Origin of the sequence: Kribbella sp. NPDC056345 (genome assembly GCF_042262745.1) — a bacterium.
Lineage (GTDB): Bacteria > Actinomycetota > Actinomycetes > Propionibacteriales > Kribbellaceae > Kribbella.
On record NZ_JBHJQQ010000009.1, the window covers coordinates 308,230 to 328,282 of the forward strand.

General features: G+C 68.5%; 22 protein-coding genes and 1 pseudogene. 16 read left to right on the forward strand and 7 right to left on the reverse strand.

Going from position 1 to position 20,053, the window contains the following annotated elements; genetic code table 11:
- Window positions 1–55: 55 nt before the first annotated feature.
- Window positions 56–1,687: an APC family permease gene (locus tag ACFCV3_RS30495; RefSeq protein WP_376035657.1), complete on the reverse strand. Its 1,632-nt coding sequence runs from the start codon at window positions 1,685–1,687 to the stop codon at window positions 56–58.
- Window positions 1,688–1,825: 138 nt separating this feature from the next.
- Here ACFCV3_RS30495 and ACFCV3_RS30500 point away from each other — a divergent pair, with 138 nt between their 5' ends.
- Together ACFCV3_RS30500 and ACFCV3_RS30505 are read left to right on the forward strand one after the other, a co-directional pair.
- Window positions 1,826–2,788 carry a tyrosine recombinase XerC gene (locus ACFCV3_RS30500; RefSeq protein ID WP_376035659.1) on the forward strand — a complete coding sequence of 321 codons (963 nt, stop codon included), beginning with the start codon at window positions 1,826–1,828 and terminating at the stop codon, window positions 2,786–2,788.
- A gap of 63 nt (window positions 2,789–2,851) precedes the next feature.
- Window positions 2,852–3,331, forward strand: a complete 480-nt coding sequence (locus ACFCV3_RS30505; RefSeq protein WP_132406036.1) for an Rrf2 family transcriptional regulator — start codon at window positions 2,852–2,854, stop codon at window positions 3,329–3,331.
- Between the two features lie 60 nt (window positions 3,332–3,391).
- Here ACFCV3_RS30505 and ACFCV3_RS30510 read toward each other — a convergent pair.
- A pseudogene (locus tag ACFCV3_RS30510) lies at window positions 3,392–4,030 on the reverse strand (M23 family metallopeptidase); the annotation flags it as partial.
- Window positions 4,031–4,328: 298 nt separating this feature from the next.
- On the opposite strand from ACFCV3_RS30510, the gene rpsB reads away from it, so the two are divergent.
- From rpsB to ACFCV3_RS30540, 6 genes are all read left to right on the forward strand, one after another.
- Complete coding sequence (gene rpsB, locus ACFCV3_RS30515; protein WP_376035661.1) at window positions 4,329–5,300, forward strand: 30S ribosomal protein S2; 972 nt, start codon at window positions 4,329–4,331, stop codon at window positions 5,298–5,300.
- 92 nt (window positions 5,301–5,392) lie between these two features.
- Window positions 5,393–6,211, forward strand: a complete 819-nt coding sequence (gene tsf / locus ACFCV3_RS30520; protein ID WP_376035663.1) for a translation elongation factor Ts — start codon at window positions 5,393–5,395, stop codon at window positions 6,209–6,211.
- A gap of 52 nt (window positions 6,212–6,263) precedes the next feature.
- Window positions 6,264–7,022: a UMP kinase gene (pyrH, locus tag ACFCV3_RS30525; RefSeq protein WP_376035665.1), complete on the forward strand. Its 759-nt coding sequence runs from the start codon at window positions 6,264–6,266 to the stop codon at window positions 7,020–7,022.
- A 151-nt stretch (window positions 7,023–7,173) separates the two neighbouring features.
- The gene (frr, locus tag ACFCV3_RS30530) at window positions 7,174–7,731 is read left to right on the forward strand and encodes a ribosome recycling factor (protein ID WP_132406042.1); all 558 of its coding nucleotides are present in this window, start codon (window positions 7,174–7,176) and stop codon (window positions 7,729–7,731) included.
- On the forward strand, window positions 7,731–8,594 hold the full coding sequence (locus tag ACFCV3_RS30535; protein ID WP_376035667.1) for a phosphatidate cytidylyltransferase: 864 nt from the start codon (window positions 7,731–7,733) through the stop codon (window positions 8,592–8,594). The genes frr and ACFCV3_RS30535 overlap by 1 nt, the downstream gene beginning before the upstream one ends.
- Before the next feature lie 4 nt (window positions 8,595–8,598).
- On the forward strand, window positions 8,599–9,201 hold the full coding sequence (locus tag ACFCV3_RS30540) for a GNAT family N-acetyltransferase (RefSeq protein WP_376035669.1): 603 nt from the start codon (window positions 8,599–8,601) through the stop codon (window positions 9,199–9,201).
- Here the strand turns inward: ACFCV3_RS30540 and ACFCV3_RS30545 are convergent.
- Complete coding sequence (locus tag ACFCV3_RS30545) at window positions 9,191–10,183, reverse strand: LLM class flavin-dependent oxidoreductase (RefSeq protein WP_376035670.1); 993 nt, start codon at window positions 10,181–10,183, stop codon at window positions 9,191–9,193. The two genes, ACFCV3_RS30540 and ACFCV3_RS30545, sit on opposite strands and share 11 nt — an antisense overlap.
- 249 nt (window positions 10,184–10,432) lie before the next feature.
- On the opposite strand from ACFCV3_RS30545, the gene ACFCV3_RS30550 reads away from it, so the two are divergent.
- Complete coding sequence (locus ACFCV3_RS30550) at window positions 10,433–11,116, forward strand: C39 family peptidase (RefSeq protein WP_376035672.1); 684 nt, start codon at window positions 10,433–10,435, stop codon at window positions 11,114–11,116.
- Here the strand turns inward: ACFCV3_RS30550 and ACFCV3_RS30555 are convergent.
- Window positions 11,104–12,048, reverse strand: a complete 945-nt coding sequence (locus ACFCV3_RS30555; RefSeq protein WP_376035673.1) for an NAD(P)-dependent oxidoreductase — start codon at window positions 12,046–12,048, stop codon at window positions 11,104–11,106. The two genes, ACFCV3_RS30550 and ACFCV3_RS30555, sit on opposite strands and share 13 nt — an antisense overlap.
- Before the next feature lie 24 nt (window positions 12,049–12,072).
- Here ACFCV3_RS30555 and ACFCV3_RS30560 point away from each other — a divergent pair, with 24 nt between their 5' ends.
- From ACFCV3_RS30560 to pdxY, 5 genes are all read left to right on the forward strand, one after another.
- Window positions 12,073–12,372, forward strand: a complete 300-nt coding sequence (locus ACFCV3_RS30560; RefSeq protein ID WP_376035675.1) for a SelT/SelW/SelH family protein — start codon at window positions 12,073–12,075, stop codon at window positions 12,370–12,372.
- A gap of 64 nt (window positions 12,373–12,436) precedes the next feature.
- Window positions 12,437–13,555 (forward strand): 23S rRNA (adenine(2503)-C(2))-methyltransferase RlmN, encoded by a 1,119-nt coding sequence (gene rlmN, locus ACFCV3_RS30565; RefSeq protein WP_132406058.1) that lies wholly within the window; start codon window positions 12,437–12,439, stop codon window positions 13,553–13,555.
- A 6-nt stretch (window positions 13,556–13,561) separates the two neighbouring features.
- Window positions 13,562–14,077: a DivIVA domain-containing protein gene (locus ACFCV3_RS30570; protein WP_376035677.1), complete on the forward strand. Its 516-nt coding sequence runs from the start codon at window positions 13,562–13,564 to the stop codon at window positions 14,075–14,077.
- Between the two features lie 3 nt (window positions 14,078–14,080).
- Window positions 14,081–14,551: a GNAT family N-acetyltransferase gene (locus tag ACFCV3_RS30575; RefSeq protein ID WP_376035679.1), complete on the forward strand. Its 471-nt coding sequence runs from the start codon at window positions 14,081–14,083 to the stop codon at window positions 14,549–14,551.
- Window positions 14,548–15,399: a pyridoxal kinase PdxY gene (gene pdxY / locus ACFCV3_RS30580; RefSeq protein WP_376035681.1), complete on the forward strand. Its 852-nt coding sequence runs from the start codon at window positions 14,548–14,550 to the stop codon at window positions 15,397–15,399. The genes ACFCV3_RS30575 and pdxY overlap by 4 nt, the downstream gene beginning before the upstream one ends.
- Here pdxY and ACFCV3_RS30585 read toward each other — a convergent pair.
- Window positions 15,392–16,486 carry an LOG family protein gene (locus tag ACFCV3_RS30585; protein WP_376035683.1) on the reverse strand — a complete coding sequence of 365 codons (1,095 nt, stop codon included), beginning with the start codon at window positions 16,484–16,486 and terminating at the stop codon, window positions 15,392–15,394. The genes pdxY and ACFCV3_RS30585 overlap by 8 nt on opposite strands.
- A gap of 67 nt (window positions 16,487–16,553) precedes the next feature.
- On the opposite strand from ACFCV3_RS30585, the gene ACFCV3_RS30590 reads away from it, so the two are divergent.
- Both ACFCV3_RS30590 and ACFCV3_RS30595 read left to right on the forward strand, forming a co-directional pair.
- A complete protein-coding gene (locus ACFCV3_RS30590; protein WP_376035685.1) occupies window positions 16,554–17,843 on the forward strand; it encodes an aspartate aminotransferase family protein in 1,290 nt (429 codons plus the stop codon).
- A 37-nt stretch (window positions 17,844–17,880) separates the two neighbouring features.
- Entirely contained in the window at window positions 17,881–18,465 is a 585-nt protein-coding gene (locus ACFCV3_RS30595; protein ID WP_376035687.1) for a DUF6461 domain-containing protein, read from the forward strand.
- A 42-nt stretch (window positions 18,466–18,507) separates the two neighbouring features.
- Here ACFCV3_RS30595 and ACFCV3_RS30600 read toward each other — a convergent pair whose 3' ends face one another.
- Both ACFCV3_RS30600 and ACFCV3_RS30605 read right to left on the reverse strand, forming a co-directional pair.
- The gene (locus ACFCV3_RS30600) at window positions 18,508–19,380 is read right to left on the reverse strand and encodes an amino acid ABC transporter permease (RefSeq protein ID WP_376035689.1); all 873 of its coding nucleotides are present in this window, start codon (window positions 19,378–19,380) and stop codon (window positions 18,508–18,510) included.
- Complete coding sequence (locus ACFCV3_RS30605; RefSeq protein WP_376035691.1) at window positions 19,380–20,027, reverse strand: amino acid ABC transporter permease; 648 nt, start codon at window positions 20,025–20,027, stop codon at window positions 19,380–19,382. The genes ACFCV3_RS30600 and ACFCV3_RS30605 overlap by 1 nt, the downstream gene beginning before the upstream one ends.
- Window positions 20,028–20,053: the final 26 nt, after the last annotated feature.

Consider the following 20,053-nt stretch of genomic DNA (forward strand, 5'->3'; position numbering starts at 1 on the left):
GCCGCCTGTGGATAACCACAGACGGCGAAGAGGGCCGGACAAGTACCGCAGGAGGTCAGTTGCGCATGTGCTTACCGCGGGTCGGCTTCTGCGGATTCTGTTGTGGGGTGCGGATCGCCTTCAGCTCACCGGTGCGCTCCGGCTCCTGCCGGATGGCCTGCAGGCCGCCCGTCCCGGGGTCGGTGTCGCCGATGTCGAACTCCCAGCTGTCCTCGTTGGCCAGCCGGCTGTGCCAGCGTCCGTAGAGCCCGTAGATCGCCAGCCCCAGCGCCATCCAGATACCGAACTTGGCCCAGGTGCTGGTCTTCAGGTTGAGCATCAGCCATACCGTCGCGCCCAGTGAGAGCAAGGGCACCAGCGGCACCAGCGGCACCCGGAACCCACGCTCGAGATCCGGCTCGGTGCGGCGCAGCCTGAGCACTCCGACCGCACAGAACGCGAAGCAGAACAGGGCGCCGATGACGAGCAACTCCTCGAGCTGCAGCACGCTCGGATACAGCGTCAGCGCCACCGCGGCCAGACCGGCCACACCCGCGGCCCGGGCCGGCGAGGAGTAGACCCGGCTGACCCGCCCGAGGCTCTTCGGCAGCAGGCCGTCACGGCCCATGTTGAACAGCACGCGGCTCTGGCCGATCAGGACCACCATGATGACGGTCATCAGCGCCAGCAAGGCGCCTAGATTGACCACCTTGGCGGCCCACCCGACCCCGACTGCCGACAGTGCACTGGAGACCGGTGCACTACCGGCGAGCTGACCGTACGGCCGCATGCCGACCAGGACCACGGCCATCGCGATGTAGAGGATCGTGACGGCGCCGACGCCGAGCAGCATGCCCTGCGGGACCGTCTTGCGCGGGTTCCGCGCGTCCTCGGACGCGGTCGCGATCAGGTCGAAGCCGATATAGGCGAAGACGATCGTGCTCGCGGCGGTGAAGATGCCCATCGTCCCGAAGGTGCCGAACGACGAATCGACTATCCAGCTGAACAACGTCGGACTGGCCGTTGCCGGCGCGGCGCGCGCGATCGGCACGAACGGCGTGTAGTTGTCCCAGTTGATGTGCGTCGCGCCGACCACGATCACCAGCAGGATCACGGCCACCTTCGCGGCCACGACCACGGTCAGCACCCGGGCGGACAGCTTCGTCCCGGTGACCACCATCGCGGTGAGCAGGAGCAGCAGCAGCGGCGCGACCAGGTTGACCTTGGCCGTCGGGCCGAAGTACTGCGCGACGTTCTCGGGCAGGGTGATGCCGAACCCGTCCAGGGTGGCCAGCGCGTACGCCGACCAGACCCGGGCGACGATCGCGGCGGCGGTGACGAGCTCGAGCACCAGGGCCCAGCCGACCAGCCAGGCCCACATCTCGCCGAAGGTCACGTAACTGAAGGTGTAGGCGCTTCCCGAGACCGGGATCGTCGAGGACAGCTCGGCATAACAGGCCGCTGCCAGCAGGCACACGATCGCTGCGATGACGAACGACAGGATCACGGCCGGACCGGCGGTCAGGGCCGCCTGGTTGCCGCTGATACTGAAGATGCCGGAACCGATCATCACGCCCAGGCCGAGAACGACCAGGTCGCGACGACCGAACAGGCGCGGCAGACGGTGCCGTGCATCCTCGACTCGAGTGAACGCCGACTCGACCGGCAGGCGCCGGCCTACGGTCTGTCCGTTCGCTGAGGGGGCCATGGTCAGGGGTGCCTCCGTTGCTACTAGGGCAATCGGGCCGAACAGTAGTCGACCGTCGGGCTAATGGACCAGACCCTCCTTGTCTCGACGTCCGCGCGGTGGCTTGCGATGCCGGTCCCGCTCCCGCATGGTCGAGGCATGACGCCGGGCGAAGTCAGCGCGAACCCGTCACCCACACCGGACGGCACGGCCTGGCCGGAGGGTCTCACGGTGTTACTGACCGACTACGAACGGCATCTGACGGCGGAAAGAGACCTCAGCAAACACTCGGTCAGAGCGTACCTCGGAGATATCGCGGATCTACTCGATCATTTGATTCGGCTTGGTCACAACGATCTCTCGGGGCTCGACATCCGTGGCCTGCGGTCCTGGCTGGCCAAGCAGCAGAGCCTGGGCAAGTCGCGGAGCACGATGTCCCGCCGGGCGACGGCAGCCCGCGTCTTCACCGCCTGGGCCAACCGGACCGGGCGGATCGCGACCGATCCCGGCGCCCTGCTGGCCAGCCCACGACCGCACAAGAGCCTTCCGGGCGTGCTCAACCTGACCGACACGCGGGCCGTGCTGGACGCCGCCGCGGTCGCGGCCGACGACGGCAGCCCGGTCGGGCTGCGCGATCTCGCGATCATGGAGTTGCTCTACGCAACGGGTATCCGGGTCGGCGAGCTCTGCGCCCTGGACATCGACGACATCGACACCTCGCGCCGCGTCGTCCGGGTCTTCGGCAAGGGCCGCAAGGAACGCTCGGTCCCGTACGGCGTGCCGGCCGCCAAGGCGCTCGACCGCTGGCTGGCCGAGGCACGCCCGCAGTTGGCCCGCTCCGGCAGCGGTCCCGCGGTCTTCCTCGGAGCTCGGGGTGGCCGGATCGATCAGCGGGCCGTCCGGCGACTGGTGCACGAGCGGATCGCGGTCGTCGAGGCGCCGGACCTGTCGCCGCACGGCCTGCGGCACACGGCAGCGACGCACCTGCTGGAGGGCGGCGCGGACCTTCGTAGCGTGCAGGAGTTGCTCGGTCACGCTTCGCTGGCGACCACGCAGATCTACACGCACGTCTCGACCGACCGGCTCCGCAAGGCCTACGAACAGGCTCATCCCCGCGCCTGAGCGGGGGTGTGTCGCTGCACCTGGTGCGGCGGCGACCGGCCGGAATGCGGCAGACTGCGGACCATGCGGGTTTCGGCGAAGTCTGACTATGCGTTGCGGGCGCTGATCGAGATCACCCAACGATGGGTGGCCAACGATCCCTCGGTCGTGTCGGCCGAGGAGCTCAGTCGTGCACAGGGGATCCCGCACGGCTTCCTGCAGGGCATCCTGGCCGATCTGCGCCGGGCCGGCATCCTGGCCAGCCAGCGCGGGCAGTCCGGCGGCTGGAAGCTCGCGGTGGATCCGAACGAGATCTCGGTCGCCGACGTGATGCGAGCGGTCGACGGGCCGATCGTGAGCATCTCCGGCGTGCGGCCGGAGAGCGTCGCCTACAACGAGCGGGCAGTCGTCCTGCAGCGGGTCTGGATCGCCGCGCGGGCCAGCCTGCGTGACGTCCTCGAGCACACCACGCTGATCGACCTGGCCAAGAACAAGCTCCCCGCCGGCGTCGAGCGACGCTCCAAGGACGAAGACGCCTGGCAGGCGCGCGTTCCCGGGAGCTGACGGGGTCAGCGGCAGGAGCCGCACCGGTCGCTCCGGGAGCAGGCTCAGCGGATCGAGATAGCGCTCGCCCTCCCGCAGTCCCCAATGCAGGCAGGTCTCGGGCGCGCAGTGCGAACCGGCCGCCGACAAGTGCCCGATGACGGTCCCGACGGTCACCACCGCCCCGGCGCGAACCACCGGCACGACCGGTTGATACGTCGTACGGCGTGGGCCGGAGGCGACTGTGACCACGCCGACCCCGGCCACCGAACCGGCGTACGCGACTCTGCCGGAGGTGGCGGCGAGGACTGGTTGGCCCGGGGAGCCGGCCAGATCCAGCCCGCGATGGCCGGGCAGCCACGGCTCGGCCGGGTTGTCGAACCCGTGCACGATGGCCGGTCGTGGGTGGAGCGGCCATGTGGCCGGCGGCCGCAATCGGGCCGGAGCCCACGCGGGGTCGAGGGCGGATGTGAAGGTGGTCGGCGGGGTGGGTGGGGCGCTCGGCTGGGCAGCGGAGGGCGGGGTGTGGGCGGTCGGCTGGGCGGCGGAGGGCGGGGTGTGGGCGGTCGGCTGGGCGACGGACGGTGGGGTAGGGCTGGTTCGGGCGGTGGGTGGGGGAGCGTCTGCGGTGGCTCGGGCTGTGGGTGGGGCGATCGGTGGGGGCGTGGACGGTGGGGTGATGGCGGTTGGCAGGGCGAGGACGAGGGCGGCGATGTTCATACTTGGAAGATGCCGTGGAAAGGCCCTTTCCCGGCCGCCGAGTTGGCGCCTGTGGACAACCTGTCCCCAGTTCGCTTCCGGTGGGGTTGGTCCCGTAGACTTCCGATGGCGTCCCGCCTCGTGTGGGGCGACTACGCATGCCCGCACCACTGTGCGACTCCCTCGGTCCCGGCCTCACCGCCTGGATGGGGTCGGACGACGGGCATCAGGCGCGGTGGCCAACCGGCTCACCGCGAAACAACCGAGAGTGCGTCGGCCCGGGGCGATACCTGGGGGCGCGCGACAGGAGGACCACCTCATGGCCGTCGTGACCATGAAGCAGATGCTCGAGAGCGGTGTCCACTTCGGGCACCAGACCCGGCGCTGGAACCCGAAGATGAAGCGATTCATCCTCACCGAGCGCAACGGCATCTACATCATCGACCTGCAGCAGTCGCTGTCCTACATCGACCGGGCGTACGAGTTCGTCCGCAGCACGGTCGCCGCCGGTGGCGCGATTCTCTTCGTCGGCACCAAGAAGCAGGCCCAGGAAGCGATCGCCGAGCAGGCGACCCGGGTCGGCATGCCCTACGTGAACCAGCGCTGGCTGGGCGGCATGCTCACCAACTTCCAGACCGTCAACAAGCGGCTCCAGCGGCTCAAGGAGCTGGAGCTCATCGACTTCGACGACGTCGCAGCCTCCGGTGTCACCAAGAAGGAGCTGCTGCAGAAGCGTCGCGAGCACGACAAGCTGCTCAAGACCCTCGGCGGTATCCGCGACATGGCCCGGGTCCCGGCCGCCGTGTGGATCGTGGACACCAAGAAGGAGCACCTCGCGGTCGACGAGGCGCGCAAGCTCAAGCTGCCGATCATCGGCATCCTGGACACCAACTGCGACCCGGACGAGGTCGACTTCCCGATCCCGGGCAACGACGACGCGATCCGTTCGGTCGGCCTGCTGACCCGCGTGGTCGCCGACGCCGTCGCCGACGGTCTGATGTCGCGCGGTGGCCAGGGTGCCGCCGCGGCCGGCGAGGAGCTGGGTGCCGAGGAGCCGCTGGCTGCCTGGGAGCGCGAGCTGCTGGAGAGCCAGAACGGCGCTGCGGAGGCCCCCAAGGCTGACGCGGCCGCCAAGACCGACGAGGCCCCGAAGGCCGCCGAGGATGTCGCGACCGAGGCCCCGGCCGCGGAAGCTGCCGCTCCGGCCGCCGAAGAGGCTCCCGTCGCCGAAGCGGCTCCGGTTGCCGAGGAGACCCCGGCCGCCGAGGCCCCGAAGGCCGACGAGGCCTGAGACCCGCTGATCCTGCCGCCCGCCTCGCGGGCGGCAGGGCACCGGACAGCTCCGCCCATCCAGCCGCATCGACACAGACGAGAGAACGAGGAATGGCGAACTACACCGCCGCTGACGTGAAGAAGCTCCGCGACACCACCGGCGCGGGCATGATGGACGCCAAGAAGGCCCTCGAGGCCACCGACGGCGACTTCGAGAAGGCGATCGAGGAGCTGCGCATCCACGGCGCGGCCAAGGCGCAGAAGCGGGGCGCCGAGCGCTCCGCCAGCAACGGCCTGGTGGCCGCGGCGGAGAACGCCCTGGTCCAGCTGAACTGCGAGACCGACTTCGTCGCCAAGAACGAGCAGTTCCAGCAGCTCGCGGCCGACATCGTCGCGCACGCGTCGGCCAGCAAGGTCGGCGACATCGAGGGTCTGCTCACCGAGAAGCTCGCCGACGGCAAGTCGGTCGCCGAGAACATCGAGGCCCTGGCCGCGGTCATCGGCGAGAAGCTGGAGCTCGGCAAGGTCGCCGTGTTCGACGGCCAGGTGACGGCGTACATGCACAAGCGCGCCGCGGACCTGCCGGCTCAGGTCGGCGTCCTGGTCGAGTTCGAGGGTGACAACGTCGAGGCCGCCCGGGGCGCTGCCATGCAGGCCGCCGCGATGCGTCCGCTCTACACCACCCGCGACGAGGTTCCGGCCGAGACGGTCGCGAACGAGCAGCGGATCGCCGAGGCGACCGCGCGCGAGGAGGGCAAGCCCGAGGGCGCGCTCCCGAAGATCGTCGAAGGCCGGGTGAACGGCTTCTTCAAGGAGGTCGTGCTGCTCGAGCAGCCGTCGGTCACGGAGAACAAGAAGACCGTGAAGGCGGTTCTCGACGAGGCCGGTGTGACCGTGAAGCGGTTCGCCCGCTTCGAGGTCGGCGCCTGAGGCTCTGAAGGACCGACCAGCACAGCAATTGCAACGAGGAGAGGCCGGAATCGTGACGGAAACCCTGGGTACCGAGACGAATCCGGCCTCTTCGCCGTATTCGCCCGCCTACCGGCGGGTGCTGCTGAAACTGTCGGGTGAGGTGTTCGGCGGCGGCAAGCTCGGCGTCGACCCCGACGTGGTGAACTCGATCGCCCGCCAGATCGCCGAGGTGGTCCAGGCCGGTGTCCAGGTCGCCATCGTCGTCGGCGGCGGCAACTTCTTCCGCGGTGCGGAGCTCCAGCAGCGCGGGATGGAGCGCAACCGCGCCGACTACATGGGCATGCTCGGCACCGTGATGAACTGCCTGGCGCTGCAGGACTTCCTGGAGAAGCTCGGGATCGAGACCCGGGTGCAGACCGCCATCACGATGGGCCAGGTCGCCGAGCCGTACATCCCGCGCAAGGCCGAGCGGCACCTGGAGAAGGGCCGCGTGGTCATCTTCGGTGCGGGCTCCGGGATGCCGTACTTCTCCACCGACACGGTGGCCGCCCAGCGCGCGCTCGAGGTCGGCGCCGAGGCGCTGCTGATGGGCAAGCAGGGCGTGGACGGTGTCTACGACTCCGACCCGAAGACGAACCCGGACGCGGTCAAGTTCGACCAGCTCTCGTACGACGACTTCCTGGCCCGCGGTCTGCGGGTCGCCGACGCGACCGCGATCAGCCTGGCCCGCGACAACGCGCTGCCGATCGTGATCTTCGGTCTCGAGGAGGGCAATATCGCCCGGGTCGTGCACGGGGACAAGATCGGGACGGTCGTCGCACCGGGCTGAGCCACGGTTCCCCGCAGGGCAGTGGTACGGCGATCGCCGCCGTACCACTAGGATCGGTCGACACGGGTGGATGTCCGCGATCCGGCGGACCTTCCGTGCGTAGGGTTTGAGGTGGCCGCGCCGGCGCGGCCCTGAGGAAGCGAGGAATGTCGTGATCGACGAAGCACTCCGCGAAGCCGAGCAGAAGATGGCGAAGGCCGTGGAGGTCGCCAAGGACGATTTCGCCGCGATCCGTACCGGCCGCGCGCACCCGTCGATGTTCTCGAACATCGTGGCGGACTACTACGGTTCCCCGACGCCCCTGCAGCAGCTGGCCGGTTTCCAGGTCCCGGACCCGCGGACCGTGCTCATCTCGCCGTACGACAAGGGCGCGATGGCCGCGATCGAGAAGGCGATCCGCGACTCCGACCTGGGCGTGAACCCCGGTAACGACGGCTCGGTCATCCGGGTCACGATGCCGCAGCTCACCGAGGACCGCCGCAAGGAGTACATCAAGGTCGCCAAGACCAAGGGCGAGGACGCCAAGATCTCGGTGCGCAGCATCCGCCGGCACGCCAAGGACTCGATCGACAAGTCGGTCAAGGACGGCGAAGCCGGCGAGGACGAGGGCAAGAGTGCTGAGAAGCGGCTCGACGGGATGACGAAGAAGTACGTCGACTCGATCGACCAGCTGCTCAAGCACAAGGAAGCCGAACTGCTCGAGGTGTGATGGGCGTCGAGAGCACGCCGCCCGCACCGAGTCCGAAACCCACGCCGGATCCGGGTCGCGCCGGGCGTAACCTGCCCGCCGCGATCGGGGTCGGCCTCGGTCTGGGTGTGGTCATCATCGGCTCCCTGTTCTGGGAGAAGGTGCTGTTCATCTTCGTCGTCCTGGCCGCCGTCCTGGTGGCCGTGGACGAGATGATCAAGTCGCTGCGGACCGGTGGCGCGGTGATCCCGCGGGTCCCGGTCTTCATCGGTACGGCGGCGATGCTGGTCGCCGCGTACTTCGGCGGACCGATGGCGCTGCTGGTCGCGATGGCGGGCACGGTCCTGGCCACGCTCTTCTGGCGGATGCCGGGCGGTTCGGTCGGGTTCGTCCGGGACACCAGCGCCGGGATCTTCCTGATCGGGTATGTGCCGCTGCTGGCCGGGTTCGCGATCCTGCTGGTCCAGCCGGACGCCGACGGGCCGCTGCGGGTCCTCACGTTCTTCCTGGTGGTCGTCGCCAGCGATGTCGGCGGTTACGTGGCCGGTGTCCTGTTCGGCAAGCATCCGATGGCGCCGACGATCAGCCCGAAGAAGTCCTGGGAGGGGTTCGCCGGTTCGACGCTGTTCTGTGTCGGTGCCGGTATCGCCTCGGTCGTCTTCCTGCTCGACGGGCACTGGTGGGTCGGCGCGATCGTCGGTGCGGTGGCTGTGGTGACCGCGACCGTCGGTGACCTGGGTGAGTCGATGATCAAGCGCGACCTGGGCATCAAGGACATGTCGAACCTGCTGCCCGGTCACGGCGGTGTGATGGACCGGCTGGACTCGCTGCTGGCGACGGCGCCCGCGGTGTGGCTGCTGCTGCATCTTCTGGTGAAGGGGTGAGGCCATGACGATCGCACCGGACGGGCGTTCGCTGGTGGGTGAGGTGGTCCGCCTGGATCGCCTGCAGGACAACGACTACGACGAGCTCTTTGCCGCGATCGGCAACGAGCAGGTGTACGCCGGCGGCTTCGGCGGTGGTGTGGCGCCGAAGAGTGCAGCTGAGATGCGGGAGTCCTGGATTCCCGCTGCGGCCAAGCGATTCGCGTACGCCGTCCGGTTGGTTGCCGATGGCCCCCTTGGCGCGGCCGGCACCCTGATCGGTACGTCGAGTCTCGGCGATGTCGACGTACCGAACGAGCGGATCCACCTCGGCTGGACGGGTTACGCGCCGTCGGTCTGGGGGACTGCGGTCAACCCGGCGACCAAGCTACTGCTGATGAAGCACGCCTTCGAAGACTGTGGATTCGGCCGCCTGAAGATCCAGACCGGCCTGAAGAACACCCGGTCCCAGGCCGCGATCGCCAAGCTCGGTGCGACGCGTGAAGGCGTGCTGCGCCGGCACATGGCGCAGGCCGACGGGTCGTGGCGCGACACTGTCGTGTTCTCGATCCTGGCCGACGAGTGGCCCGAGGTGCGCAAGCGCCTCGAGGAGCGCATCAACCTTTAGCAAGCTCCGCTAGCGCGGTGTAGGACGCGACCAGGTCACCACGGTCGAACGTGTTCGTGGTGACCAGGACCTCGTCCGCGCCAGTACGCCGTACCAGCCCGCCGAGCGCGGTGTCGACCTCAGCCGGGGTTCCGTAGATCTGTCCGGCCAACGCCTTGTCGAAGAACTCCCGTTCCTTCGCCGTCATCTCGGCCGGGGGAGCGGACTCCAGCGGCGGAAACACCCCGCGCGTCCGCGTGTAGGCGGTCGCCCACGCCTCCGGCAGCAACAGCTCCCTGGCCTGCTCAGTCGTCGGTGCAACCGCCGCCGTCGCCGCCAGTACGACGTACGGTCGCGAAGCCGACGTGGACGGGCGGAACTCGGCCCGGTAACGCTCAACCAGCTGCACGAGCTCTGCCTCGCCCTTCACACCCGCGATCACCAAGGGCAGCCCGAAGGACGCGGCCAGCGCAGCGCCCTCACCGATGGCCAGGATGAACGTCGGGATGCGCAGACCCTCGCCGGGACGGGCGTGTACCTGTGGATGGACCTGCTGAGTGCCGTCGAAGTACCCGAGGAGTTCCTTGAGCTGGGCCGCGAAGTCCTCGGCCGCGTCCTTCTCGACGCCCAGAGCGCGACGGATGCCGTTGGTGAAGCCGACCGAGCGCCCGAGGCCCATGTCGATCCGCCCGGGGTACAGCGACTCCAGGACGCCGAACTGCTCGGCCACTACGAGCGGCTGATGGTTCGGCAGCATCACGCCGCCGGTGCCGACCCGGATGGTGTCAGTGCGCGCTGCCACGGCCGCAGCCAGCACTGTAGGGGCCGATCCGATCACTCCAGGCACACTGTGGTGCTCAGACACCCAGAAACGCTTGTAGCCGAGCTTCTCGACCTCCTGCGCCAGATCCACGGTCGCGCGCAGCGTCTCGGCCTCCGACTCGCCGGCCCGTCGCCGTGACCGGTCCAGAACCGATAGCGGCACCCCTGACAACAAGCCCATACCTCAAGCCAACGGTCGCCGCGAGCGCCTCATTCCCCGCACTCTTCGAGCAACATCGAAAAGTTCAGACTCTTTTCCGCGGCCCGGTGAACACCCGCTGCAGGCCGCTGACCTGCGGAAACACTGTCTCGTGAGTATCTGACGCCACGATGACGATTCTGGGCAGGGGTTTACATCCGCCCGGAATTCGAATGCACTCAGTGTTGGAGCGACCACCCCGGGTCACTCCGTGAGGCTGAGGGAGTTGACATGAGACACACCCCGCCGAAAATCAAGGCCGCACTCTGCGGTCTGGCCCTGGTCGCCGCAACCGCACTGCCGATGGCGTCCGCCCCCGCCATCGCCGGTCCCGCGCCGGCCATCTCGGCCGAAGCCGTCGCAGCGGCCAAGCCCGTCCCCAAGTTGGGCTACAGCACCCAGGTGCTCAAGACGCTGAACATCCAGTTCCAGTACCAGCAGACCGGCTACTGGTGCGGCCCGGCCGCGACCCGGATCGCCCTGTCGGCCAAGACGTCGAACCTGCCCAGCCAGCAGCAGCTGGCCAATGAGCTGCCCACCACGACCAATGGCACCGACTGGATCGGTCAGGTCACCCGGGTGCTGAACCGTCGCCTCGGCACCACCTACTACGAGACCAAGGAGATGCCGAACGACCCGCCGACGCAGGCTCAGCGCAACCTGCTGTGGCAGGACATCACGTACGACATCGACCGTGGCTGGGCGCTGGTCGCGAATATCGTTGCCCCGGCCAACAACCACCCGCCGGGCTACCCGAACTACACGATCTGGCACTACTTCACGGTGATCGGGTACGACTCCAGCGACTCGACGGTGCTGATCGCCGATCCGGCCGGCTTCAACCCGAACGCGACGTACTGGCTGACCTTCAACCAGCTCGCGACGCTGATCCCCCCGAAGGGCTACTCGGCCTGAGCCAGCTCGGTCAGGATCGCGTCCACGTGGTCGAGACGTAGGTCGCGAACTTCCCGCAGGCTGAACGCACCACCACGATGTGGGCTGAGGACAACGTTCGGCAGCTCGTGGAACGGGTACGTCGATGCGGTGACTCCGGTCACCGCATCGGCCGACCTGGCCTCCTCCCACCAGACATCCAGCCCGGCAGCGATCCCACCGGCGCGCAGGCGCTCGTAGAGGGCGCGTTCGTCGACCACAGTCGCGCGGGCGACGTTCACCAGCACGCTGGGCTCAGGCAGCTGCGCAATGAGGTCCGCACCGAAGAGACCGTCCGTCGCAGGCGAGCCAGGAATAGCCAGTACGACCACGCGCGCGTGGCTGACCAGATTCGGCAGCTCGGAACGCGGGTGGATGCGGATGTCGCCGTCCACTCCGGTTTGCTCGGTGGAACGCACCACGTGGACCTGCATGCCGAGTCCGTTCAACGCACGGGCGATCCGGCGGCCCACTTCGCCGTACCCGATCACTAGCGCACTGTGTCCGCCCAGAATCATGGTCGGGTTCGGCGGCACGTAGCGGGCGGTCCAGTCGCCGGTGCGCATGCCCTGGTCGGCAGGCACGATGCCGCGGGCCGCGGCTAGCACTAGTGCCACCGCAAGCTCGGCCGTCGGCCCTGCGTTGTGGTGCACGGTCCGCAGCGTCACATCCGGGAAGTCGGCAACCAGCTCGCGCACCTCGGTCCGGACTCCCGCGAACGGGACGATCAGCGTCCGCAAGCGCGGGCTGGCGGCAACCAGTTCGCGGGTGGGGGAGCGGGCGACCAGTACGTCGTACGCGGCGTCTGCCGGCGGTGTGCCGTCGGTGAAGCGCCAGCCGGGGTGGCGCTTGGTCAGGCGCTCGGTGGCTTCGTCCTCGAGGACGCCCACACCGTGGACCCAGAAGTGCGTCATGGGATGGAAATGTAGTTTAAGGAGGTGAGCAGAGCGCCGCGGTTGGAGATCGAGTACTGCACGCAGTGCCGGTGGTTGATGCGGGCGGCGTGGACCGCGCAGGAGCTGCTGACGACGTTCCCCAAGGAGCTGGGTGAGGTGGCGCTGGTCCCGTCCACCGGTGGGATCTTCGACATCTCGCTGGACGGGGAGATGCTGTGGTCCCGCAAGGCCGAGGGCGGCTTCGCCGAGATCCCGCTGCTGAAGCAGATGGTGCGCGACCGGATCGCCCCGGACCGCCAGCTCGGCCACTCGGACCGCAGAGCCGACGACGCCTCAGCGTGATCCGTAGCACGTCGTGGATGTGAATTTGTGAATGGCCGGTGTGCCAAGTGACAATGGGTCGGTTATGACTACCTCCCTTCCCCTCGTTTTCGATGAGCCGCGCCGTGCCAAGAAGCCGCCGCGGCACTTGGCCGACCTGTCCGGGGAGGAGCGCCGCGAGGCGGTCGCCGCGCTGGGAGAGCCCGCGTTCCGGGCCAAGCAGCTGTCGAACCACTACTTCTCCCGGCTGACGTCCGACCCGGCCGAGATGACCGATCTGCCGGCCGCGACCCGCGACAAGCTCGTCGCCGACCTGATGCCGCCGTTGCTGACCAAGGTCCGCGACATGGAGTGCGACAACGGGACGACGCGCAAGACGCTGTGGAAGCTGCTGGACGGTTCGCTGGTCGAGTCCGTGCTGATGCGCTACACCGACCGCACCACGATGTGCGTCTCGTCGCAGGCCGGTTGCGGGATGGCGTGCCCGTTCTGTGCGACCGGCCAGGCCGGCCTGACCCGGAACATGAGCACCGCGGAGATCGTCGAGCAGGTCGTCGACGGGGCGCGTGCACTGGCCCGCGGTGAGATCGCCGGCGGTCCGGGGCGGGTCAGCAACATCGTCTTCATGGGCATGGGCGAGCCGATGGCCAACTACAAGGCCGTCATCGGTGCCGTCCGCCGCTTCACCGACCCGTCGCCGGAGGGCCTCGGTATCTCCGCGCGCGGCGTCACGGTCTCGACCGTCGGCCTGGTGCCGCGGATCAACCAGCTCGCCGGCGAGGGCATCCCGGTCACGCTCGCCCTGTCGCTGCACGCGCCGGACGACGAGCTGCGCGACGAGCTGGTCCCGATCAACAACCGCTGGAAGGTCGACGAGGTCCTCGACGCCGCCTGGGGCTACGCCGAGAAGACCAAGCGCCGGGTCTCCATCGAGTACGCGATGATCCGCGACATCAACGACCACGCCTGGCGCGCCGACCTGCTCGCCGAGAAGCTCCGCGCCCGCGGCGACTGGGGCTGGGTGCACGTCAACCTGATCCCCCTGAACCCCACCCCCGGCTCCAAGTGGACCGCCTCGGACCCCGCCGACGAGCGCGAGTTCGTCCGCCGCCTCCAGGCCGGCGGCATCTCCACCACCGTCCGCGATACCCGCGGCCAGGAGATCGACGGCGCCTGCGGCCAGCTCGCCGCCGCCAGCAAGTAGCGCCTGATGTTCACCCGCGTCCGCTGGCGCGAGGGCTACGACATCGACGAGGTGAACGCCTTCGTCGAACGCCTCGCCGCCACCGTCGAGGGCCGGTACGTCGACGCCCCGGTGACCGCAGCCGACATCCGCAACGCCAGCTTCACCCCAGTCCGCTTCCGCGAGGGCTACTCGGTGGACGAGGTCGACGCGTTCCTCGACCAAGCCGCCCAGGGCATGGCCGCCGCCCCGCCCGCGGTCGCTCGCCCGGTGGACCAGGCGGCCCAGGCGCCGGCCCAGCGCCAGTTCCTCGAGCCGCCGCGCTTCACCCCCGTCAAGCTCCGCGAGGGCTACGACATGGAGGAGGTCGACGACTTCGTCGACCGCGTGCTCGCGACCGTGAACGGCGTACCGGTCGACCGTCCCGTCACCGCACGGGAGATCAGCACCAAGCAGTTCTCCTCGGTGCGCATCCGCGAGGGCTACGACGTCATGGAGGTAGACCTCTTCCTCGAAGAGGCTGAGCGCCGGCTGAGCCGGTAGCCGATGCAGATCCGGCCATACCAGTCCACCGACCGGGACGCCGTACTCGCACTCGCCCCACGCCTCACCGAGGGCGTCGCCCCTTGGCGCGACACCGCACAGGTGCTCGCCGCCGTAACAGCCTGGGTTTCTGAGGCTCTAGAGCGCGCAGACGAGCGAGACCGCTTCGTTTACGTCGCGGAGCTGACCGGTGCAGTCGCCGGGTTCGTATCCGGCCAGCTGCGGTCGCACTGGTCCGGGAGCTCCGAGCTGTACGTCGGTGAGCTGGTCGTTTCGCAGCAGCACGAAGGCCGAGGCGTTGGGCGAGCTCTCATCGACACGGTCAGCGAGCACGCGAGACGGGCGGGCGTGCCCACACTCACTCTCGACACCGGTGCTGCCAACGCCAACGCACGGGCTTTCTACCGCAGTCTCGGCTTCCACGAGGAGGACGTGAAGCTCACCAAACGACTGGATGGGATGATCGGGGAGTGAAGATCCTCTCCATCCAGTCCGCGGTGGCCTATGGGCACGTGGGCAACTCGGCTGCCGTCTTCCCGCTCCAGCGCATCGGAGTGGAGGTGCTGCCGGTGTACACGGTGAACTTCTCCAACCACACCGGGTACGGCGCCTGGCGCGGGCCGCTGATCAGCCCGGACGACGTGCGTGAGGTGCTGCTGGGCATCGAGGAGCGGGGAGCGTTTCCGCGGATCGACGCGGTGCTGTCGGGCTACCAGGGCGGTGAGGGCATCGCCGACGTCATCCTCGAGACGGTGCAGCGGGTGAAGGCGGCCAACCCCCAAGCGGTCTACTCCTGCGACCCCGTCATGGGCAACGCAAAATCCGGCTGCTTCGTCGCCCCCGCGATCCCCATCCTCCTCAAGGATCGTGTGGTCCCGGCGGCCGACATCATCACGCCCAACCAGTTCGAGCTGGGCTTCCTGACCGACACCGAGCCGGACACCCTCGAGTCCACTCTGGCCGCGGTAGAACTCGTCCGCGCCACCGGCCCCCGCACCGTCCTGGTCACGAGCGTGGAGCGCCCCGACCGCGAGGACGGCACCATCGAGATGCTCGCCGTCGACGACACCGGCGCCTGGCTCGTCCAAACGCCGTACATCCCCATGAAGGCCAACGGCTCCGGCGACGTCACCGCAGCCCTCTTCACAGCCCACTACCGCCGCACCGGCGACCTGGCCGACGCCCTGGCCCGCACCACCTCAAGCGTCTTCGACCTCCTCACCAACACCCACGAGTCGGGTGAGCGTGAGCTGCAGCTCGTCGAGTCGCAGGAGGCCTACGCCAACCCCCAGATGCAGTTCAAGCCGACTCGCGTCAGCTGACGAGAGCGGCCGCCTCGTCGATGCTGTCGACGAGGCGGATCGAGGACCCCATCGGGCGGTTTGCGGCCAGCGACTGCAGGAGCGGCCAGACGGGGAGGCGGACCGTCCAGTGCTCGACACCCACCAGGATGAGCGGGATCTGGGTCGCAGGGTCGCCGTAGTAGTTCGGCGTGACCGCCTGGAAGATCTCCTGGACGGTGCCAGCAGCACCCGGCAGGTAGAGGATGCCACCGCGGGCTCGGCTGAGCAGGACGTCCTCACGGAGCGCGTTGGAGAAGTACTTCGCGATCGAGGTGGCGAAGACGTTCGGCGGCTCGTGGCCGTAGAACCAGGTGGGGATCGAAACACCGCCGTCGCCCGGGAACTCCCGCCGTACGGCGAGGCCGCTCAGAGCCCAGTCGCCGATCGACGGCCGGAACGACGGGGCGGTCGCGAGCGACTGGAGAGCCGCGTCCACGGCTGCATCGTCGTACGACGACAGGCTGCTGCCGAGGTTGGCCGCCTCCATGGCGCCCGGGCCGCCGCCGGTGACGACGGTGCGGCCGTCGCGGGCGAGCTTGCGGCCGAGCAGGACAGCAGCCCGGTACGTCGGGTCGGTGCGGGCGATCCCGTGGCCGCCCATCACGCCGACCCAGGGACCGGTGTCCGGGAGCTCGTGGAGTGCGTCTGCGATCGCGTGGTCGTGCAGGGCGGCTGCGAGCGTGCGGCTGGTGTCACCGCGCTCGTCATGCTGCCGTGACCAGGCGTAGATGCGGGCATCCGGGGTGGCGTCGTACCCACGCTCCAGACCGGCGTACAGCTCCTCTGCGGTGTACAGCGTGCCGCGGTACGAGTCGAACGGCAGCTCCGGGATCGCAGGGAACACCAGCCCGCCACCGTCGCGGATCCAGCGGTCGGACTTCTCCTCCAGCAGGCAGCCGAGGAACAGTGCACCCAGCGGGTTCAGTCCGAGCAGCTCCGCCGTACGGCCGGTCAGATCCACCGACTGGACCCGCCACCCGGCCATGGCGGTCGCACCGGCGGCCAGGACGCGGTCGAAGTGCTCCAGGGACTCGATGTCCACGTGCGGGATACTCGGCTGTGTCACGCAGAGCACCCTAATCGCCATAGGTGCCTACTATCAGCAGGCCGCGCTTTGAGGTAATGCTTAGGACATGACACATGCGGAGCTCTGGGAGCGTCACAAGGCCGTCATGCCGGACTGGCTCGCGTTGTACTACGAGGAGCCGATCGAGATCGTCCAGGGATCCGGCCGCCGGGTCACCGACGGTGAGGGCAACAGCTATCTCGACTTCTTCGCCGGCATCCTGACCAACGCGATCGGCTACGACATCGCGGAGATCTCGGACGCGGTGCGGGAGCAGCTGAGCAGCGGGATCGCGCACACCTCCACGGTGTACCTGATCCGCAAGCAGATCGAGCTGGCCGAGCAGATCGCCAAGCTGTCCGGGATCGAGAACGCGAAGGTCTTCTTCGCCAACTCCGGGACCGAGGCGAACGAGGCCGCCCTCCTGCTCGCCACCCAGAACCGCCGTTCCAACCAGGTTCTGGCGATGCGGAACTCGTACCACGGCCGCGCCTTCGGCACCGTCGCGATCACCGGCAACCGCGGCTGGTCCGCGAGCAGCCTGTCACCGGTCAACGTCCAGTACCTGCAGGGCGCGTACCGCTTCCGCAGCCCGTTCCGGGACCTGCCGGACGCCGACTACATCAAGGTCTGCGTCGACGACCTGCGCAACGTCATCGAGACCACGACCGCCGGTGACGTCGCCTGCCTGATCGCCGAGCCGATCCAGGGCGTCGGCGGTTTCGCCTCCCCGCCCGACGGCCTGTACGGCGCCTTCAAGGAGGTGCTCGACGAATACGGCATCCTGTTCATCTCCGACGAGGTCCAGACCGGCTGGGGCCGCACCGGCGAACACTTCTGGGGCATCCAGGCGCACGGCGTCGTACCGGATGCCATGACGTTCGCGAAGGGCCTCGGCAACGGCTTCGCGATCGGCGGCGTGGTCGCCAAACCCGAACTGATGGACAGCATCAAGGCGAACTCCCTGTCGACGTTCGGCGGCAACCCGATCTCCACCAGCGCCGCCAAGGCCACCATCGACTACCTGCTCGACCACGACCTGCAGGCGAACGCGGCCAAGCGCGGTGCCCAGCTGGCCGACGGCCTGCGCGGGATCGCCGAGGAGTTCCCCGAGCTCGCCGACGTCCGGGGCAAGGGTCTGATGCTCGCCACCGAGATCGTCAACCCGGCCGACAACACCCCGGACGCGGCCACCACCGCCAAACTCCAGCAGGAGACCAAGAACCGCGGCCTCCTGATCGGCAAGGGCGGCCTCTACGGCAACGTCCTCCGGATGGCCCCGCCGATGACCCTGACCGAGGAAGAAACCACCGAGGCCCTCGAAATCCTCCGCGACTCCTTCAACACCTTGCGCTGAACAGAAACTGTCGGGCCGGGCAGGCACACTGTCCGGCATGGCTTCCCCTGAGGACTACGCGTGGACCCAGCGCGGCCACGCGCCCTACTTCTGTGTCTCGATGCTGCGCGGAATCACCGCAGACGAATTGCTCGACCGGCTCGCCGCGCAGGAGCGCGGTGGGCCGATGACTCTGCCCGAGGCCGTCGAGAGATCTTTCGCCGTCGAGTCCTCCAGTGGTACGGCGCTCAGCGCGGCCCGGACCCTCGATGAGGGCTGGACCCTGTGGGTCGAGCCGAACGGGTTTGCGGCGGCGTGGGCCGGCGCGCTCTCGGCCGGCAGCCGGCTCGTGGTGATCGAGGAGAACCCGAAGGGCGGCGGCAACTTCTGCTGGTACGAGGACGGTGAGCTGAAGCTGCGCTTCGAACCGGCGTTCGCCTGCGAGCGCGACGGCTCCGACCCGGACAGCCTGTACGACGAGATGGAGCGCCTGGGCCTCGAGGTCGTGGACTCCGGGGACGACTACGACATCGGCCCGGTGCACGAGGCGGCGTACGCGCTGATGGAGCACCTGACTGAGGTCCGGCTGACGCCCGAGCACTTCGCCGGCACCTTCGTCACCGGTCTGGTCAAGCTGCCATGACGAAGGCCCCTCCCGAGACTGCGGGAGGGGCCATCGTCGTGTTCAGATGCTTTCGCCGGTGGTGGCGATGTCCGGTGCCTTGGTGATCGGCGGCGGGGCGCCGGTGATCTTGCGGCGGCGCCGGGAGCGGCCCTCGAGGTAGCGGGCCAGCACCGACAGCAAAGAGCACAGGCCGATGTAGATGATCGCGGTGACGATGTACGTCGGGATGTACGGGAACCCGTAGGTCAGCCGGCCACCCATCTGCTTGGCGACGTACAGCAGCTCGGCGTAGGTGATGATGAAGCCGAGCGCGGTGTCCTTCAGCAGGACGACCATCTGGGACACGATCGCCGGCAGCATCGCGCTGATCGCCTGCGGCAGCAGGACCAGGCGGACGACCTGGTTCTTACGCAGGCCGATCGCGTACGCCGCTTCGCGCTGACCCTTCGGTACGGCGGCGATCCCGGCCCGGAAGATCTCGGCCAGCACCGAACCGTTGTACAGCGTCAGCCCGAACACGACCGCCGCGAACGGGGTCAGCCCCCACTGGAACTGGATGTTCGCGTAGTAGAAGAAGAACATCAGGATCAGCAGCGGGATCGCCCGGAACAGCTCGACGACGTACGTCGCCGGCACCCGGACCCACTTGTGGTCGCTGATCCGCGCCGCGGCGAAGACCGCGCCGAACAGCAGCGCCAGTACGGCGGCCAGTCCGGCCGCACGCAGCGTGTTGAGGAGCCCGGTGAGCAGCTCCCGCTGGATCGCGGCGTACTCGAACTGCCGCCAGAGCCGGCCCTCGAACTGACCGTGGGTGTACATCCGGTGGATCAGCCAGGCGGCGGCGCCGAGGACGGCGATCACCACGATGATGTTGGAGATCCGGTTGCGGGTCTTGCCCTTGGGACCGGGAACCTCGTACAGGACCGTGCTCATCAGGCCACCGCCGTCCGTCGTTCGGCCCACCGCTGCAGGAAGATCAGTGGGACGATGAGAATCAGGAAGCCGACCGTGATCCAGACCAGCGTGAGCAGCTGGTTCTCACCCCGCTCGGACATCGCGGCCGGAATCGCACCGGCCTCGACCACCGAGAAACCGGCCGCGATCGTGGTGTTCTTCAGCAACGCGATGAACACACTCGACAGCGGCGGAACGATCGCCCGGAACGCCTGCGGCAGCACGATCAGCGTCAGGACCTGGATGAACGTCATACCGACCGCTCGAGCGGCCTCGGACTGGCCGGGGGAGATGGTGTTGATTCCGGAGCGGACCACCTCGCAGACGAACGCCGAGGTGTAGATCGTCAGCGCGCCGACCGCGGTCCAGTACGGCGACGGGAGGGCCAGGTCCATCTTGGCCGCGCCGAAGAACAGGAAGGCGAAGACCAGCGTCAGTGGTGTGTTCCGCAGCGTGTTCACGTAGCCGGTGCCGACGGCACGCAGCGCCGGGATCGGGGACACCCGGAAGGCACCCAGGAGGGTGCCGAGCACCATGCTGAGCACGGCGGAGACCAGGAACAACCTGATCGTCAGCCAGAAACCGTCCCGGAACAGATCCCAGTTGTCGGTGAGAACCGAGAGCATCGCGACCTTCCTCGTACAGAGCCCGG